The sequence below is a fragment of the Dysgonomonas sp. HDW5A genome (assembly GCF_011299555.1).
Classification (GTDB): Bacteria; Bacteroidota; Bacteroidia; order Bacteroidales; family Dysgonomonadaceae; genus Dysgonomonas_A.
The window spans coordinates 3,566,035-3,583,648 of record NZ_CP049857.1 but is presented as its reverse complement, the minus strand read 5'-3'; the positions used below and the strand labels follow the sequence as shown (position 1 = coordinate 3,583,648).

The 17,614-nt window shown below is 34.9% G+C and carries 9 protein-coding genes; 6 read left to right on the top strand and 3 right to left on the bottom strand.

Annotation, left to right across the window (positions count from 1 at the left end):
* Positions 1-7: 7 nt before the first annotated feature.
* From G7050_RS14865 to aroB, 3 genes are all read left to right on the top strand, one after another.
* Positions 8-1,798, top strand: coding sequence for a chloride channel protein (locus G7050_RS14865; RefSeq protein WP_166116829.1), 1,791 nt, complete (start codon positions 8-10; stop codon positions 1,796-1,798).
* A 94-nt stretch (positions 1,799-1,892) separates the two neighbouring features.
* Positions 1,893-2,864, top strand: a complete 972-nt coding sequence (fmt, locus tag G7050_RS14860; protein WP_166116827.1) for a methionyl-tRNA formyltransferase — start codon at positions 1,893-1,895, stop codon at positions 2,862-2,864.
* Between the two features lie 51 nt (positions 2,865-2,915).
* Positions 2,916-3,974, top strand: coding sequence for a 3-dehydroquinate synthase (gene aroB, locus G7050_RS14855; RefSeq protein WP_166116825.1), 1,059 nt, complete (start codon positions 2,916-2,918; stop codon positions 3,972-3,974).
* Between the two features lie 570 nt (positions 3,975-4,544).
* Here the strand turns inward: aroB and G7050_RS14850 are convergent.
* Together G7050_RS14850 and G7050_RS14845 are read right to left on the bottom strand one after the other, a co-directional pair.
* Positions 4,545-10,409, bottom strand: a complete 5,865-nt coding sequence (locus G7050_RS14850) for an alpha-2-macroglobulin (protein ID WP_166116823.1) — start codon at positions 10,407-10,409, stop codon at positions 4,545-4,547.
* Between the two features lie 132 nt (positions 10,410-10,541).
* Entirely contained in the window at positions 10,542-11,798 is a 1,257-nt protein-coding gene (locus G7050_RS14845) for a DUF5103 domain-containing protein (protein WP_166116821.1), read from the bottom strand.
* Positions 11,799-12,002: 204 nt separating this feature from the next.
* Here G7050_RS14845 and G7050_RS14840 point away from each other — a divergent pair, with 204 nt between their 5' ends.
* Positions 12,003-12,956: a DUF4349 domain-containing protein gene (locus tag G7050_RS14840; RefSeq protein WP_166116819.1), complete on the top strand. Its 954-nt coding sequence runs from the start codon at positions 12,003-12,005 to the stop codon at positions 12,954-12,956.
* A 63-nt stretch (positions 12,957-13,019) separates the two neighbouring features.
* On the opposite strand, the gene G7050_RS14835 is transcribed toward G7050_RS14840, so the two are convergent.
* The gene (locus G7050_RS14835) at positions 13,020-14,636 is read right to left on the bottom strand and encodes an ABC-F family ATP-binding cassette domain-containing protein (RefSeq protein ID WP_166116817.1); all 1,617 of its coding nucleotides are present in this window, start codon (positions 14,634-14,636) and stop codon (positions 13,020-13,022) included.
* A 315-nt stretch (positions 14,637-14,951) separates the two neighbouring features.
* On the opposite strand from G7050_RS14835, the gene G7050_RS14830 reads away from it, so the two are divergent.
* On the top strand, positions 14,952-16,262 hold the full coding sequence (locus tag G7050_RS14830) for an aspartate kinase (RefSeq protein ID WP_166116815.1): 1,311 nt from the start codon (positions 14,952-14,954) through the stop codon (positions 16,260-16,262).
* A gap of 66 nt (positions 16,263-16,328) precedes the next feature.
* On the top strand, positions 16,329-17,486 hold the full coding sequence (lysA, locus tag G7050_RS14825; RefSeq protein WP_166116813.1) for a diaminopimelate decarboxylase: 1,158 nt from the start codon (positions 16,329-16,331) through the stop codon (positions 17,484-17,486).
* The last annotated feature ends 128 nt before the right edge of the window (positions 17,487-17,614 follow it).

Here is a 17,614-nt window from a genome sequence, read left to right as displayed (position 1 = left end):
TATAGGTATGTCAGAGAGGAACACTTTTAACAGTTTTATTGCCTGGAAAAACAGGAATGTCAAAGAACAACATTTTATTATCTTTTTAAGTTTTCTTGTCGGTATCTTAACGGCAGCGGCAGCACTTATACTTAAAACTATAATTCATTCCATACAACATGTTCTTACTCATAACTTCAATGATGCACATGTAAACTTTCTATATTTGATTTATCCGGTAGCAGGTATTCTTATTGCCGGACTCTTCGTAAAATATGTAGTAAGAGATGACATCAGTCACGGAGTTACCAAAATACTCTACGCCATATCTCAACGTAAAAGCTATATAAAAGCTCACAATATGTATAGCTCTATTCTCGCCAGTTCTGTAACCATCGGTTTTGGGGGATCTGTCGGAGCAGAGGCACCTATTGTATTGACCGGAGCTGCCATCGGTTCCAACCTTGGACGTGCTTTTAAAATTGAACAACGACACTTAATGCTACTTATAGGGTGCGGAGCTGCCGGAGCTATTGCAGGCATTTTCAAAGCACCTATCGCCGGATTAGTTTTTGTAATCGAAGTATTGATGCTCGATCTGACAATGACTACGGTTCTGCCTTTGCTTATTACATCGGTTACCGCTGCTACTTTTGCCTATATGACTACCGGAACGGGAGCCATGTTTAGATATGCTTATGTCGAAATATTTCATCTCGAACGCATACCTTATGTTATTTTACTGGGTATCTTCTGTGGGCTTGTGTCGTTATACTTTACAAGAGCGATGAACGCCATCGAAAATGTATTTCGCAAGCTCAATTACTGGCAGAAGTTTGCACTTGGAGGAAGCTTACTGAGCGTACTTATTTTTCTATTCCCTCCTTTCTACGGAGAAGGGTACGATACAATAGAAGCATTATTAAGCGGACTTAAAGACAATGAGTCTATAATGAACGGTAGCTTGTTTTACCCTTTGAAAAATTCGTCTTGGGGAATTGTCGGACTTTTAATTTCACTCCTTATATTTAAAGTATTCGCATCCAGTGCCACTAATGGCGGAGGCGGTACAGGCGGTATCTTTGCACCTTCGCTATTTTTAGGATGTGTAGCAGGATTTGTATTTGCCTATATACTTAACCACTTTCATTTATCACCATTTCTTCCTCACGAAAACTTTGCTCTTATGGGCATGGCAGGAGTTATGGCCGGGGTTATGCACGCTCCATTAACAGGAACATTCCTTATTGCCGAATTAACAGGGGGATATGAACTTCTATTACCACTGCTTATTGTTTCGACAATTTCATACGCAACAATCAAACTATTCGAACCTCACAGTATATACGCCATGCGTCTTGCTAAAAAAGGAGAGTTAATCACTCATCAAAAAGACAAAGCTGTACTGACTCTAATGGATTTAAAATCGCTGATAGAACATAATTTCCAACCCGTAAATCCGAATATGACTTTGGGTGATATGGTAAAAGTTATTACACAATCGTCTCGAAATATTTTTCCTGTGGTAGACGATGCAGGAAAATTGGCAGGAGTCGTATTGATCGATAACATACGAAACATTATGTTCAGACCCGAATTATATGACAAGTTTAAAATTACCCGCTTTTTAGTATCGCCTCCGGCGGTTATAAGTATCAATATGCACATGGAAGAAATCATGTCATTATTTGATAAGACAAAAGCATGGAATCTACCTGTTATTGATGAACATGGGAAATATCTGGGTTTCGTATCCAAATCGAGCATATTAAACAACTATCGAAAAGTATTGGTTGACAACTTCTCTGAACGCGATTAAGTTTTATAGACGTTTTTATTCAAGCAATAAAAGACTATAAAGACTTGTGATAAATTAAGATATAACAGATTATTTACGACACTTGTGAATATTAATGGATAAAAGAGATTTAAGAATTGTTTTTATGGGTACCCCTGACTTTGCTGTGGCAAGTCTACGTATACTAGTCGAGAACGATTACAATGTTGTGGGAGTAATTACTATGCCTGATAAGCCAAGTGGCAGAGGACATAAAATACAATATTCGGCTGTAAAACAATATGCCTTGGAGCAGAATTTACAAATACTCCAACCTGAAAAGCTTAAAAACGAATCTTTTATAGAAGAGTTAAAAGCCCTAAAAGCTGATCTTCAAATTGTCGTAGCATTCAGAATGTTACCCGAAGTTATTTGGGATATGCCCAGATTAGGTACATTTAATTTGCACGCTTCATTATTGCCTCAATACAGAGGAGCAGCCCCTATCAATTGGGCCATTATAAATGGAGAAAAGGAAACAGGAGCTACAACTTTCTTCCTGACACATGAAATTGATACAGGTAAAATTATAGCACAAGAACGTATTCCTATCGGTGAATCGGACAATGTTGGAAAAATACATGACGAACTCATGAATATGGGAGCAAGACTGGTGCAAAAAACAGTAGACTTACTTCTCGATGATAAAGTCGATGCCATTCCTCAAGAACAGTTTATTCAGAATGAAACAGAACTAAAAGCTGCACCCAAAATATTTAAAGAAACATGCCGTATAGATTGGAATCAATCTGTTGAGCGAATCTACAACCATATACGAGGGCTATCGCCTTATCCAGTAGCATGGACTGAACTACATTCTCCTGATCAGGAGCCTGTTGCAGCCAAATTATATTCTGTGAATAAAATTCTAACAGAAACACAGCTACCTGCAGGAAGTATTTCAACAGATAATAAAACATATCTACATATTGCCTGTACAAATGGGTTTATAGAGGTCAACGAAATACAACTCCCCGGAAAAAAAGCGATGAGAATAGACGAACTTCTTAGAGGATATAAATTTCCCGCAGAAAGCTATTTTAAATAAAATACACTATCTATCATACTGTTTAAGTACTATAAAATATAAGACAGAATAATGCAGAAAGTAATCAAATCGACCGATCTGAAAACAGATTTAGAAAATATATTATCGGCAATACCTCATGATAAATTATTTATTCTTACAGATAAGAATTCAGAAGCACTTTGTTTTCATCTGATCAATAATTTGGATGAGATAAAGAATGCCGGAAAAATCACAATAGAAGCCGGAGATAATAATAAAAATCTGGAAAGCCTGTCTACAATCTGGGCTTTTCTATGCAACAACGGTGCAACCCGTCATTCGCTTCTTATTAACTTAGGAGGAGGAATGGTTACTGACATTGGTGGATTTGCTGCTGCAAGTTTTAAACGCGGTATAAAGTGCGTAAATGTACCCACTACTCTACTTGGAGCCGTAGACGCTGCTGTGGGAGGGAAAACCGGTATCAACTTCAATGGTCTAAAGAATGAAATAGGAGCCTTTGCCCCTGCTGAAACTGTATTGATAGACTCTGTATTCTTCAAATCACTAGATCATGCCAATTTCTTATCGGGCTATGCTGAAATGCTTAAGCATGGGTTAATCTCGAACGAAACAACCTGGGCGAAACTTTTAAAATTCGACACACATACTATCGATTACCTTCTTCTGAAAGAATTAGTTGTAGAATCGGTTGAAGTAAAAGAAGATATTGTTGAAAAAGATCCTTTTGAAAAGAATATTCGTAAGTCTTTAAACTTAGGGCACACTATAGGACATGCTTTCGAAAGTTTATCATACACCATGAAACAACCTATGCAACATGGATACGCTGTAGCATGGGGAATTATCTGTGAGTTATATTTATCTCATAAAAAATGTGGCTTTCCTAAAGATAAATTATGGCAAACCTTAACCTTCATCAAAGAGAATTATGGCACATTTTATTTCGGTTGTGATGAATACGAAGCTCTGTATGAATTGATGAAGCATGATAAGAAAAATGCTTCTGCCGATGAAATCAATTTTACTCTATTATCTGACATTGGTCAATGTTTATTGAATCAAACAGCAACTAAAGAAGATATTTTTGAATCTATTGATTTTCTTAGAGAATCGATAGGCTTATGAGGATTCTGTCATTTTATCTATTCAGATATAAGACGTATACATAATAAACAAAAGGAGCTAAGTTAGTTAGCTCCTTTTTCTATAATAAACAACTAAATATACAATAATATAGCTTTATAATATTGTATAATTTGATAAACACACAAACTAAACATCTTTATAGAACACTAAACTAAATTAACAAAACTATCAGATAAACAACTATTTAAAGAAACTAAACTTCTAATAAAGATAAACTGTAAAGAAAGAATATAAAAAACGACTCTCTAGCTCAAATAGCTTCGCTAATATTGCTATTTTTTCAAAGTAATAACTCAACCTCATCCGAAATAGCTATTAGATAAATTAAATAAGCTATTTAAAGGCTTTGAAAGTATAACATCAATTCGATCATAAAAGTTTAGTAAACAAAGATTTTGACTATAAAAATAACATTTTTAACTATCTGAGATTCTCATATTATAGAACAGCTATATTCCTCTGTGCTTTTTTAGAATGCTTATGAGCTTAAAAAAGATACTCCCATACTTTCTCAAAAGTATGGGAGTATCCGTATTATAATATATAATATTATTGAACAATCACTTTTATGCCATTTGTATTAGATACAAATTCGGGAGCATACATACATTGTATCGAAGTTATTCCATTGGAATACTCACCACTACGATTTACATATACAGGATATTCAAAAACATAAGTACCTTTTGCCAAATGATCAAAGAAGAAATTAGTAGATGCATCCTTTGTCGATTGATAATAGTAAGTATTATTTTGCCATCTTATACCTGATAATGTCTCTATAGGTTCGAAACAAGAAGCTCTCATATCTTTTAAATGCACAAACTCCATATCACGATCTACTCGAACGGTCAAACGCATGACTACTTTATCACCCACCTTTAATGGATTAGATTCGGTAACTTCAACTAAAGTTTTCCCTTTATCCAATGCTTTTTCTACAAATAATTTCTTATCGATGTTCAATTCTCCTTTTTGAGTTGTAATCTTATCCAGATCTTCGTAATATTGCCAATACATGGCTCCCCATGCAGGCCCGTCTCCTGATTTTTCAATTTTCACATTCCCCATCGATGAAGATATTTGGTCACCTAGCCATGATTGCTTAATGTAGTCTGTACCCAATTCTTTATCCGATGACTCAATTAATTGATTATTTACAAATATCTTAGACTCTCCACTTATTGTAAACCAATCGTTACCGGTACTCAAAAGAGCATAGATAGCATCAATAGTAGCATGAGTAGATTCCCAAACCTGAGTTTGTTTTTGTTTCAGCAGCCACTGTTTCATTAAATCCATATCCTTTGCTGATGCTTTTGTTTCTTGAAAAGCTTCCATAATGAAAGAATGAACAGTTACAGCAGAATTACTCATAAAGGCATTGCTGGTATTATTTGCCCAGAACATACCCATTTCGTCATTAATAGTTGCATATTCTCGAATCGAGTTCATTATTTTGTCACTCATCACTTTATTGCCATTATGCACCGATAAGACAGCAAGCAACGATCGTTCATAAAGATTCAGGTTAGTCCAATTTTTCTCAACCACAGAAGTATAGAATTTCTCAGCCTCTCTTGTAGCTTGATCAATCGGAATATCTCTATAATTTGACCTTACATACAAGTATTCAAGCTGATTAGTAGAAATATTAGTTATTTTCGGCCAATCTTTATTATACTTCTTCAAGTTTTTATAATCTTCCAATATTTGAGCATCAATATACTTCAAAGCATTCATTTGCATAATACGTACTTCTTCAGGATACTCAACAGCATTGAGTTTTACAAGTTCTGAAAATCCGTATAGTATATACTGTGTCATACTTCGGCTCGAGTACATACCTTTGTACCAAGACCAACCTCCATCGGGATTTTGCAATTCCTGTAATTTAGCTATAGCCTGACTGGTTTGCATATTGGTATTATTCAGGTCAAATAATAATGAAAGACGATTCATTTGCTCTATTTCATCTTTTGCATCTAAAACCCAAGGAGTTTCCTCTAATAGTACAGTTTTCAGTTCTTCATTCTTTTGCAATTTCAAAACAAGCGTTTCTTTATTTCCTCCTTGTTTTTTCCATGCATCAATCATTGTAGCAACCTTAGGATACTGTTTCATTATAAACGAGCCTAAAGTATTTACATAATAACTGGCAAACCAATTTACAGCATTCTCATTCGTAGGATTACTCAAAACAGGTAAAGCTTGTACAGCATACCAAGCCGGATTGCCTGTATATTCGAGAGTCAGGCGATAATTAGACAATGTATTGGATTTGTTATTCACAAATTTATCAAATGTGAAATCTTTAGTCTGACTACCATTGACATTCATTGTCATACTTTCTGTTACCAGCATCCTGTTAGGAAGTACCGGCATTACATGCTGTTCACCATCACTAAAAGATTCGCTTTCAGCAATAATACGACAACCTAACATATCTATATTCGATGGAACATCAAATAACCATGCAACTGATCCCGAAGCATCTTTTTCTAAATTAAAATCCTGATACTGATTAGCTACTACAATTGTACTTGGCTTATCAGTCAATGGATCGAAGAATTCAATCCTAACTCTTCCACTAACAGCTTTGTCCGACAAATTAGATATTTTACTAGATATACTCGTTTTATCACCTTCACGCACAAAACGAGGCATATTAGGAGTAACCATAAGTTCTTTACGAGACACGGTTGATGCAACCAAATTTCCTATATTTAACGATTTATCATAAGCCAAAGCTCTGAAATTCCATGTTGTATTACTTTCGGGAACAATGAAACTTATAATTGTTTCTCCGTTTTTATCTGTTTTTAATTGCGGATAGAAAAAAGCAGTTTCATTGAAGTTACTTCGGATTTGTGGAGCAGATCCGCTTATTCCATTACCCTCAGAAACAGCCATATCCTCTTCTATGACAGGAGGTGTGAATTGAACAGATTCTCTATTTGCTGCATCCATAACTGCCAATCCAGCTACTTTTCCTTGTAAGGCCATTTCTGGAGCAGGAGCTAAAGTTGATACACCTCTTAGACGAAAACCTGAATAATAACCATAAAAATTAAAACCAAACCAATTTAATCGATCCCAATTAAATGGCTTATAATCATACTTATTGGCTACCCTAAATGAAGATGAACCATTAACTGTACCAAAAGCAGATCCTATATCGAATGGTCTGGGATAAATGGACTCTATATATTGAGGATCAAATCGCCAAACGTTTGGTGAGCTTAACTGATCTAATGAACTATCGTACATAGATGCTAATAATTCCGCAAAAGCGGGTTTATTTTGATTATCCCTGACAGATATTCTCCATTCTTCTTGTTGACCGGGGCGAAGTTTATCTCTGAACACTTCAAATTTCAACTTCAATTCTTTAGCTTCCTCTGATTTAGTAAGTATTACTTGTTGTATATATGGCTTTTCATCTATTACATAAGTAAATACAGCCGATATCTGATCACCATACTCATCCTTATAAGGAATGACAAATTTTATATTTGCATTACTTAATTCTAAATGTTGACGTTCTAGCAGTTTATCCCCTTTTAGTAAGTCATAAAGAATAGTTGCATTCTTAGCTGACACTCCCAGGATTAGTTCAGCATTCTTAGACGCATTAAAAGTAGTTTGCTCTTTTATAAACCACTCATTCGTATCAATGGGCGGATTTTTATCATCTAAAGAATAAAGAATAAAATAATTACGAGATACTACATCCCTACCCTTATCATCTTTAGAATTTAACGATAAAAGATATTTTGCTGATGGTAGTTTGGCAATTACTGTTTTCAGATCAAAAGTGGCAGTATCAGTCGTAAAATTGCCCGATAACACTTCTGCTTTTATGCTATCATTAGGTAACACACTATATACTGTATAAGTACCTTTTGTCTGAATAGGCTGTCCATTAAGGTTAGTAGCGGTTACATGAATCTTCTCCTTAGATGATTTTTCTAACTGACTAGGAATATTGGCTGATAATATCATTGATACATCGCCAATAACAAAATTAGAATTCCCACTCTGTGTTTCTCCATTTATATCAGTCACTTCGGCTTCAACCGAGAAATTAAATATATTATTATTAAATAAGCCTGCCGGAGAATCATTTAACGGAGCTGTAAAAATAATTTCGAATGATCCGTCATCTTTAGTCGTAACCGTTCCATTTGCTATATTTTCAGTAGCAGAAGGAAACCACCATCTAAAGAAAGAACTTTTTGTAATATTATATTCCACATTAGCTCCCTGAACTTTAGCTCCCGAATAGTTCTCGGCATGTCCTGTCAATTTTACGACATCTCCAAAAGCATAACTCGTCTCTATTGGGTCAAATGTTACTTGAAAAGTAGGACGTTTATATTCTTCAACACTAAAATATTGGGAAGTCTCCCCCACTTCTATTCTATATTGTCCCGAGAGTCCGGTTTGAGGTAATACAAACTCGCCAGCTAATGAACCAAATTCATTTGCAAATAGCCTTTTATCTGTAACTAATTGATTATTGGCATTGTATAAAGCTACTTTGTATTGTTTGTTTGCATTCAGTAAAGTAGTTGTTTTATTCACTTGCTTAGCTGATATCGCTTTAAAATATACTGTTTGACCAGGGCGATATATGCTTCTATCCATAAAAATATCTATGACTTCATCATTCAATGTTGGCGAATATACCGAAGTATTAGCAAAATATTCATAATCAGGAAGCTCTACACCATCTTTACTTATTCTATATACATATCTGAAATTATCCTGAGTTTTATCTGCCGCCAACAATTTGGTAATATCATAAGTTACAAATCCATCCGCATTGGTTTTTACTTCATCCACTTTGGTGTATTTCTGAGGAGACCACGATACTGCATAAACAATGATTGAAGCATCTTTCATTGGTCTCCCTGTAATACGATCGACAACATAAAATTCATATTTATTTTCGCCTGCAACTCTTGCAAAATCAGCAACGGGTGAAATGCTAAAAGAGAAGAAACCATCTGCAGATTTATCGGCAGCTTTCTTATCAAAATCAGCAATTATCTCATAATTGCCCGGTTTATCTAAATCAATAGTGAACTCTTGCTCTTCATTAGAGTAAGTAGTTTTAGGATTGAGAATTATTTTTTCGGTCTTTACAATCGTTTTTGTCTTTTTGTCCCTCACTTTGATTGTCATATCTTTCAAATTCTTATACTGTAATTTGAAAGTCTTATTTTTATTATCCGGATGATATACCGAGGGGCCATCTACTCTGGCATATGGGTTTTCAAGTGACGCTAATTTACTTTTAAGCAGATCAATCCTCCGGTAATTGGGATATTTAGTCAAACCATACTGGCACCAATCATATATTTTTTTATTGTTTCCGTCATTCGCAGGTGTTACATTAAAATAATTCCTCCTCGAAGGGTTATTACGGTTCAAGTCATCGATAAGAGCATTTAAAATCTCCACATTATAATCGTATGCCTCATTTCGTTTTTCTAATGACAATAGAAAATTATAGGCATGTTTGGTTCGATATGCTTCTGACTGTCCCGATAGATAATTATTCCTCTGTAATTCAACCAGAACAACAGACTCATTCATATTTCGATTAAGAAGAGACTGAAGAAAGTCCTTGTAATATTGCAGAGTTATGAGATTCTCATCTCCACTAAAATCTAGCTTAACAAAACCCTCGGTATCTACAGCCAAATCACCTATTTGCATCTTTTTGTTTGCCAAAGCTTTTTGAAACAAAGATGCCTGATCGCGGGCTGAAGTTATTCTAAACGACTGATCAATAGCACGATTAATCAAGAAGTCGTAAAGAGTCGGATATAATCTTTGAGAATCATCTCCCAATTCAATAATATCTTTATATGACTTCGTGGTTTGTTTCAACAAAGAAGATTGATCTTTTACTGAAGCAGCTAAATTTCGCAATGCTTTTTCTTGAAATATGTTCTTAGACCACTCTTTCATATCGTCAGGTACAAAACCTACAATATTGGTTCTTTGATCAATAGTCCACCTGTCTGCATTATAATAGTTCAAATATAATTCGGCTAACATCGAGTGCAGTAATGCCTTGTCATTTACATCCGTAGAATTAGCTATTAGATTCTCTAAATCAGTAAATAGCTGAGTGTTTTCTTGTTTGTCGGTAGCTACCTTATACTTATTTTTGTAGATTAAGGCTTTTATAACTTGTGGAGTATTCTTATCAGCCACTGCTTGCTTTAGAATTTCGTCCACTACACCGGTTGCTGATTTTGGCAAATCGTCTTTTTCAAACTTTTGCATCTGCGTCCATTGTTGTTCATATGTTTTCATAGAACCTCCGTTTTTTAAAGTCTGAGAGAATACTCCTATGGATAAGAGTAACGACAGACCTAAAATTAATCGCTTCTTCATATTCTAGTTATTTTGCGTTTCCAAATTAAGTTTCTATCCTCACGAAAAGAAATTTATTACTGCTGTCCTTAAATAGGGAAAAATGTAAGGAAAATTCCATACACTAATCGTTTCTTTTAACCTTTACAGCTATTAGTTACCAGTTGTTAACAGTAGTATGGCTATCAAATTATCGCTTTGATAACCAATAGGGCGATGATAAACATATATACAATACTGGTTCTGCGTTTGAAAATAATTTCCTTCGACTAAAGATGTGGTATAGTCTTTTCCTGATTTTGCCAAGTATTGATAATTATATGCACCTTGTTTCAACAACATGGCTCCATGATACTCTTTTTGGCTATAATCATATGTCATCAAAGACTTCTCATTGAATATATCATTCGTAAAAGCGCCATTTAAATAAATGGGTTCTAAAAAAGGGTTATCGGCTTTTAATGTGAAATTCGTCATAAAATAATCGGCTTCGGTATCAGCATCTCTTCCTTCTGCATTTCGAATAAAGAAACGTCCGTCCTGATCTCTATCATATACATACACTCTGCCTGCCCTGATTTTGTCGGGAACCAAATATGTATAATAATAAGGTCTTATATACTTAGTAGATGCTATATTCAGTCCATTAAATCTGTAGCTTACCGATTCAAATCGGCGATACTCATTACCCGCTTCAAATATTAAGTCTTTATTGAATTCATAAACCAGACGATTCCCTTGTACAAAAGTTGGTTTAACGAATGACTTTTGATTATCCAATCTGTTATTCTGGCGAATAAAAACTTTCAGATCGGAGAAAACATCTCTGATCCTTAAATTGGTAGTATTAATAGCAAACGATAGTTGTTGATGCTCTTTATTACTGTCGATATCAGTATTAGATGAAACCGAGCCTGTAACCGAAACTTCGGGATTTAAAATAGAAAAACAAGCTGTCAATAAAATTTTATCGGGATTGTCTTCTTCATACACTTCTACAGCATAATTACCTGAAAGTCTGATTCGCTGCCTCTCATTCGGTATTTCGAGATTGAAGTTCATATAGTCTACAGTTGTATTCATCGATTGAGCAAAATCTTCAATCAAAATATCATTGAAACCATCTACATACTCTATATCCATAAGTTTTGAGCGAGTCCAGTCAGCATAACAATTAACAAGCCGATAACGCAAAGGCTTATAAGAATTAGGACCCAAACGATCGAAGTTTATCTGAATATAATCGTTATTATTTAATTGAATAATGGGTAACCTTTGCCAATCTCCACCTGCATTAACCTGTATAGTATGTATTTCGCCCGACAAAGCTTGTGTTTTATAAGCCTGTCCATACATAGAAGTGGATAATACTACAAATAAGTAAAATAATAAGAATATACGATGTTTCATAGGAAAGCTTTCTTTTTGCATACTAAAGTAATAATAACAAACAAGACATAGAGTAAGTTTACATTAAACTTATACTGACCTTACATTCAGAATTCTGTTTATGCCTATTTTTCACCATCTTTATGGAATCTAAGAATTAGTTATCTCTATTTAATAAATATACTTACAAAGGTGTACAATTTTAAAACCTCAAAATTAGTCATTATGAAATATACAATTAAACCAATAAGTATTATAGCAGGAATCTGCCTCCTATTATCGTGTTCGAATAAATCGCAAAGAGAAACTTCGGCACAATTGAACGAAGAAGTATACGCAATTGATGCAATATCTGAAGAGAAAGCACCAGCAAACCAATCTAACACATCAACCCCCATCAATTTTATAAGCTCATCTACTGCTACCAATTATGATGATGGAATACATCAGTTTATTCGCACTGCACAAATGAAGTTCAGGGTAAAAAGCGTTCCTGAAGCAACCTACACGATAGAAGATATTATCATCAAGCATAAAGGTTTCATTATACGATCAGCAATAAGTAACGAAAACAGTTACTCCACAACAACAAACATATCTAAAGATTCATCTTTGGTAACTTATCACAGTAATTTAATTGCCGACTTAAAACTAAGAGTTCCTCGTACGCAATTGGATACTGTACTTAAAGAATTGGCTCCGCTTGCTCTTGAGATTGATTATAGAACCATAGAAGCAAATGACGTTACGTTACAACTACTCTCCGAAAAGCTGAAACAAGAACGTCTAAATAAAAAAGAAAAACGAGTATCTACTGCCATAGATAATAATGGAAAGAAATTAGATAGTGTAATAGATGCCGAAGAGGTATTGGATAATACAATTGATGATGCTAACAAAACAAAGCTAGCAGAATATGACATCAAGGATCAGATAGAATATAGTACTATTAATATTAAGCTATATCAAAGCACCACTAATTATCAAGAAAAGGTATTACGCGAAAAACCAACAGAAGAATATAAGCCAAGTTTGGGTGAACAGGCTATAGAGGCATTACATAACGGTTGGATTATTATCAGTACGTTATTTATCTTCTTACTAAATATATGGCCTATTATCTTAATAGCAGTTTTAGCATGGATACTTTACTCTAAATACAAAAAGAGAAAAGACTAACCAGCATATACAGAAATAGCCGTACAAAACACTGTACGGCTATTTTTATTTACATTTATTTAATCAAGAAGATAATACTCTTTTCTTAGCTAAGAATTCTTTAATTCCTCCGATATGTTCACGAACTTTTTTGTCCGAAAACTCGAATACTTTGGTTACTAATCCATCCAAGAAATCACGGTCGTGAGATACCAATATCACAGTACCATCATAATCCAGAAGGGCATTTTTCAAAACCTCTTTCGTCTTTAAATCAAGGTGATTGGTAGGCTCATCGAGAATCAGCAGGTTCACAGGTTCAAGCAATAATTTAATCATTGCCAGTCGAGTACGCTCTCCTCCTGACAGGACTTTTACTTTCTTATCCGAATCGTCTCGGTTAAACATAAAAGCTCCCAATATACTACGGATCTGCGTACGGATATCTCCTTCGGCAACACGATCAATAGTTTCAAAGACAGTAAGGTCTTCATCCAACAAATCAGCTTGATTTTGAGCAAAATAACCTATAGTGATATTATGTCCTAACATCATAGTTCCTTCATATGGAGTTTCGCCCATCACACATTTAACAAAGGTCGATTTACCTTCACCGTTTTTTCCGGCTAGAGCAATTTTCTCGCCTCGTTCTATCATTAAATTGGCATGCTCAAAAACCAGATAATCGTCATACTTCTTAGTAACCATATCTACTGTTAACGGATAAGTACCCGAACGTGTAGCAGGTTGAAATTTAATACGAATAGAAGAACGGTCTTCTTCGTCAATCTCCACCCTATCGAGTTTTTCCAACTGACGAACACGGCTTTGTACCAAAGTTGCTTTAGCTGCCTGAGCACGAAATCGTTCTATAAATTCTTCGATCTCCTGTATTTGTTTTTGCTGAGCTTCCCACGCATGTACTTGTTGTTGACGGCGTTCTTCTCTCAATTCCACATATTTAGAGAAATTTACCTTATAGTCATAAATCTTACCTAAAGTCAATTCGATAGTACGTGTAGTTACAGCATCAATAAAGGTACGGTCATGCGAAATAAGTACCACTGCATTTGCCTGAGTAGTTATAAAATCTTCTAACCAACCAATAGATTCAATATCCAAGTGATTGGTAGGCTCATCCAATAGCATTATATCAGGCTTACGAAGAAGCAGTTTAGCCAATTCGATACGCATACGCCATCCACCGCTAAATTCACTGGTTGGTCTGTCCAAATCATCCCGCTTGAAACCAAGCCCCATCAGAGTTTTTTCGACCTCGCCATCAAAGTTAGTATCCTCTATATTTGCCAATCTTTCATGAGCATGAGTAAAATCGTCCAATAACTTCGAATAATCGTCCGATTCATAATCGGTGCGAGTCTCCAACTGACGGTTCATCTCTTCGATGAGTGCCTCCAGATCATAAATCTGAGAGAAAGCAAGCGAAGCCTCCTCACGTACAGTTCTGTCATCCGAAACCTGCATAACCTGAGGCAAATATCCGATAGTCATCCCTTCGGGACCCGAAACCGATCCTTGGTAGCTTTTGTTAACCCCTGCAAGTATTTTAAGCATGGTACTTTTTCCGGCACCATTCTTACCCACAAGAGCTATACGGTCTTTAGCGTTTATTATAAAATTTATATTGTCAAAAAGAGTTTTTCCTCCAAACTCTACCTTAAGTGATTCAACTATCAGCATGTACTTTTTTATTCATTATCTTAAAACGAGGTGCAAAGGTAAGTAATTTGAAGATAAGGTCACAGACCTTTTTATTATTTTCCTTTGGGACTAGGCTTCTTATCGTACCCAAAATGTAAATTTGAGTAACTTTAGTAACACCAATATATTCTAAAAATCAAACAAGTGTAAGTATAACTTAAAAAATAGCATCAGATTTAATTTAGAGCAAGGGAATACAAGTTTTTTTTGTATTTTTGCTCGTCTTTATTTAGTATATTTATTTATACACGATAAAGATATCTAAGTATTCATTTTTTAATCTAGCATACAGAAATGAAAGTTCTCAAATTTGGTTCTACTGCCATTGCAAGTCCCGAGAGACTCAAAATAGTTACTAAACTAGTTAGTCAAATACCTAATAGTATTGTAATTCTTTCTGCTATGGCGGGTACAACCAGTCAATTGGAAGAAATTTCTGATTATTTGTACAAAAAGAATCCGGAAGGAGCTAATGAATCAATTAATCGTCTGGAAAAGGAGTATCTCGAAAAAATTGAAGAACTTTATTCAACACAAGATATAAAAGAGAAAGCTCAGTTTTTTGTAAAAGAAAAGATGTCGTACATCCGCTCGTTTACAAACGACCTATTTACACTTTTCGAACAGAGAATAGTACTGGCACAAGGTGAGCTTTTAAGCACTGGTATTTTTACTCTAATGCTAAAAGAATTAGATATTAAAGCGTTGGAGCTTTATGCTAAAGACTTTATTAGAGTAGATAAAAAGCAGGAACCCGATTCTACTTTTATTCGAAAAAATCTAAAAGCATTATTAGAGCAAAACAAAGATACTGACATTTTTGTTACTCAGGGATATATTTGCCAGAATGCTTACGGCGAAATTGATAACTTCCAATTTGGAGGCAGCGATTATTCGGCATCACTCATAGGAGCTGCTATTCAGGCAGAAGAAATACAAATATGGACAGGTTTTGATGCTTTATATGGCAATAATTCACAATTGATATCCAATACAAATATTGTACATCATATAAACTTCGATGAAGCGGCAGAGCTTGCATATTTCGGTGCTAAAATATTGCATCCGATGTGTATTCTCCCTGCCAAGATGGCGAATATTTCAGTACGATTATTAAACATATATAATCCTGAAGGTAAGGGTACACTTATCTCAAACCAGACTGAAAAGGGTAAAATTAAAGCAATAGCCTCTAAAGACGGTATAACTGTTATCAATATCAAATCGAGCAGAATGTTACTTGCTCATGGATTCTTGAGAAAAGTTTGTGAAATATTCGAAAATCATCAAACCTCTATTGATATGCTCACCACTTCGGAAGTAGGTGTGGCTGTTACCATCGACAATCCTAAGTATCTGACTGAAATTACAGATGAATTAAAAAAATTAGGAGTAGTAACTGTAGATAAAAACATGACGATCATATCGGTTGTAGGTGATTTGAACTGGGAAAATGCAAGCCTCGAAGCGGAGGTTCTGGATGCCATAAAAAATGTACCTATCAGAATGATTTCATACGGAGGAAGCAGTTATAACATATCTTTCATCATCAAGGAAGTTGATAAAGAAAAAACATTACAATCGCTTAATAATAAAATATTTTAGGTCACAAGCCTATTTTATTATTTAAAATATATCATTTAATATTTTTCATTTACTTAATAACAATATATGACAAAAGGAACATTTCCGGTTGAAAGTTTTAAAGGGCTCGAAACTCCTTTCTATTATTACGATGTCAATCTGTTAAAAGAAACTCTATCAATAGTTAAGGAAATAACTCACAAGTACGGATACGTACAGCATTATGCGGTAAAAGCAAATGCGAATCACAGAATACTACAAATAATTGCTGCTGCCGGATTTGGAGCAGACTGTGTTAGCGGTAATGAGGTTAAAGCTGCTATCAATGCAGGTTTCCCGGCTTCGAAGGTCGTTTTTGCCGGAGTTGGTAAAACTGACAAAGAAATCAATCTTGCATTAGATTATAATATTTTCTGTTTTAATGTTGAATCGCTACCTGAGTTAGAAGTAATTAACGAACTAGCCGAAAAAAAGAGTAAAACGGCATCTGTAGCCATTCGTATCAATCCGAATGTAGATGCTCATACTCACGAATACATTACAACTGGACTAAACGAAAATAAATTCGGTTTTTCGATGTCTTCTTTACCTAAAGTATTTGCTAAGATCAGAACTCTAAAAAATATCGAATTGATAGGTATTCATTTTCACATCGGATCACAAATAACAGAGGTAGATACATTTGCTCCACTATGCGACCGTGTAAACGAATTGCAAACTCAATGCGAAAACGAAGGAGTTACACTTAAGCATATTAATGTAGGCGGAGGATTAGGTATCGATTACGATGATCCTAATACAAATCCAATCTCTGATTTCAAAAACTACTTTGATCTTTTCAATAGTAATCTTGAGTTGAGAAAAGGGCAAACCCTTCATTTCGAGCTAGGCCGTGCTATTGTTGCACAATGCGGTTCTCTAATCTCAAGAGTTACCTATGTAAAAGAAGGCGAAAGCAAAAAATTTGTAATCCTGGATGCAGGTATGACCGATTTAATCCGCCCAGCCTTGTATCAAGCATATCACAAGATAGAAAATATATCATCAGATCTCCCTGTTCAACAATACGATGTAGTAGGTCCGATATGTGAATCATCCGATTGCTTTGTTAAAGATTATGATCTGAATGAAACTAAAAGAGGAGATTTTGTTGCTCTTCGATCAGCAGGAGCTTATGGCGAAATAATGGCTTCGCAATACAACTGCAGAGAAATACCTAAAGCTTATCTATCGGATAGTCTCTAAGTAAAAAACTGTATATCAATATTTAAAGAAAGTCAAGAATGATCTGATCTTGACTTTCTTCTGTTGTTAAGTCACTGATTTTTTTATTGCTTTGGTTAGCTTTATAAACCATGCTTGTTATAGTTAAA